Here is a 2,343-nt window from a genome sequence, read left to right as displayed (position 1 = left end):
ATTCGGTGCGGAGCGAATACCCCGGAGGGCTCCGCGACGTTCTACAGCGTAAGCTGAGGCGGTCCTCAATCGCGGCAAGAGGGGACGATTCCCCGCAGGTGAAGGGCCTTGGGGCAGCTCGGGGAATCCCCCGGCGGCGTGTCCGAAATAGGATGTAATGGGTCGGCAGTGTAGAACGGGAGACGTGACGGCAATGGCTACGGGAATTCTCCGGCCCCCAGGCACGACGGCCGTCCCCGCCCCGGGCGGCGGGCGGTGACCCCGGGGCACGGCATCCGACCCCTGGCCGACACGGTCCACGTGAGCGCCACTCTCGACAAGGCGGCGGCGGAGAACTTCCCCGTCGCCCCCGTCTTCCTGCCCCGCGCCTGGCGCGAAGGGCTGACGGCCGTCTACGGGTACGCCCGCCTCGTCGACGACATCGGCGACGGCGACCTCGCCCCCGGCGGACACGACGCCGTACTCCTCGGTCTCGACCCCGCCGCGGTCGACGACCGGCTCGCCATGCTCGACGCCTTCGAGGCGGACCTGCACCGTGTCTTCAACGGTTCCGCCGGCGCCGCCGGCCCGCCGCGGCACCCGCTGCTGCAGGCCCTCCAGCCCGTCGTCCGCGCCCACGGCCTGACCCCCGAGCCGTTCCTCGGGCTGATCGAGGCCAACCGCCAGGACCAGCGGGTCGCGCGCTACGAGACGTACGCCGACCTGGTCGGCTACTGCGAACTGTCCGCCAACCCGGTCGGCCGCCTCGTGCTCTCCCTCACCGGCACCAGCACCCCCGAGCGGATCCGCCGCTCCGACGCCGTCTGCACCGCCCTGCAGATCGTCGAACACATCCAGGACGTCGCCGAGGACCTCGGCCGCGACCGGATCTACCTGCCCGCCGAGGACCTGCGCCGCTTCCACGTGACCGAGGCCGAGCTCGCCGCCCCGTCCGCCGGCGCGTCCGTACGCTCCCTGATCGCATGCGAAACCGAGCGCGCACGCGAGCTGCTGAATGAAGGCACCCCGCTCGTGGGTAGCGTGCACGGCAGACTCCGGCTGCTGCTCGCGGGCTTCGTGGGAGGGGGGCGTGCGGCTCTTCGAGCCGTCACCGCCGCCGGTTTCGACGTGCTCCCCGGCCCGCCCAAGCCCACCAAGAGCGGCCTGCTCCGCGAGGTGGCCGCCGTCCTGCGTACAGCGCCGAGAAAGGGGTGAGCCCGACCGTGGAGGGCCCCACACAAGCGTCCGCACCGGTCCAGGCCGCCTACAGCTACTGCGAGGCCGTCACCGGTTCACAGGCACGCAACTTCGCCTACGGCATCCGCCTGCTGCCGGCCGACAAGCGGCAGGCGATGTCCGCGCTGTACGCCTTCTCGCGGCGGGTCGACGACATCGGCGACGGCACGCTGGCGCCCGAGGCCAAGTTCGCCCGGCTGGAGGAGACGCGCGCCCTGCTCGGGCGGATCCGCGCCGAGGAGATCGACGAGGACGACACCGACCCGGTCGCCGTCGCCCTCACGCACGCCGCGCGCCGCTTCCCCATCCCGCTCGGCGGCCTCGACGAACTCATCGACGGGGTCCTGATGGACGTCCGCGGCGAGAGCTACGAGACCTGGGACGACCTCAGGACCTACTGCCGCTGCGTGGCCGGGGCCATCGGGCGGCTCTCGCTCGGCGTGTTCGGCACGGTGAACGGCTCGGGCCTCGGAGCTGCCGACGCCGCGCGCGCCGGGGAGTACGCCGACATCCTCGGGCTCGCCCTGCAACTCACCAACATCCTCCGGGACGTTCGTGAGGACGCCGGCAACGGGCGCACCTACCTGCCCGCCGAGGACCTCGCGAAGTTCGGCTGCTCGGACGGCTTCCACAGTGAGCGGATGCCCGCCGGCGCCGACTTCGCCGGGCTCGTCCACCACGAAGTCCGGCGCGCCCGCGCCCTGTTCGACGAGGGCTACCGGCTGCTGCCGATGCTCGACCGGCGCAGCGGTGCCTGCGTGGCCGCCATGGCCGGTATCTACCGGCGCCTGCTGGACCGCATCGAGCGGGAGCCGGAGGCGGTGCTGCGGGGCCGCGTGTCGCTGCCGCCGCACGAGAAGGCGTACGTCGCCGTGCGCGGCCTGTCCGGCCTCGACGCGCGGACCGTCTCCCGCCGGCGGAGGCGAGGCTGATGACCGCGACGGCCCCCGCCGCTCTGCCCGCCACCGGCCCCGCTGCCGCTGCAGCCACCATCACCGGCCCCGCTGCCGCCACCGCTGCCGCGACCGGCCCCGCTGCCGCCGTCGCGGCGCCGGGCGCCGGCTGCCGGGCGAGCGCGCCGGCGCACCCGCGCCCGCACCGCGGCCCCGCCGGGACCCGCCGGGTCCC

Annotated in this window: 3 protein-coding genes; all 3 read left to right on the top strand. The window is 74.1% G+C overall.

Annotated elements, in window-relative coordinates; translation table 11 throughout:
* The first annotated feature begins 300 nt into the window (after nucleotides 1-300).
* Nucleotides 301-1,194 (top strand): squalene synthase HpnC, encoded by an 894-nt coding sequence (gene hpnC, locus ACWGIU_RS35885; RefSeq protein WP_453712280.1) that lies wholly within the window; start codon nucleotides 301-303, stop codon nucleotides 1,192-1,194.
* Nucleotides 1,191-2,147 (top strand): presqualene diphosphate synthase HpnD, encoded by a 957-nt coding sequence (gene hpnD / locus ACWGIU_RS35880; RefSeq protein WP_453712279.1) that lies wholly within the window; start codon nucleotides 1,191-1,193, stop codon nucleotides 2,145-2,147. Before hpnC ends, hpnD begins: the two co-directional genes overlap by 4 nt.
* Nucleotides 2,147-2,343: hypothetical protein (locus tag ACWGIU_RS35875; RefSeq protein WP_453712278.1), on the top strand; the 197-nt coding region annotated here is incomplete at its 3' end. The genes hpnD and ACWGIU_RS35875, both read left to right, overlap by 1 nt.

The organism is Streptomyces sp. NPDC054840, assembly GCF_053611065.1.
This window is presented reverse-complemented; position numbering and strand designations above follow the sequence as displayed.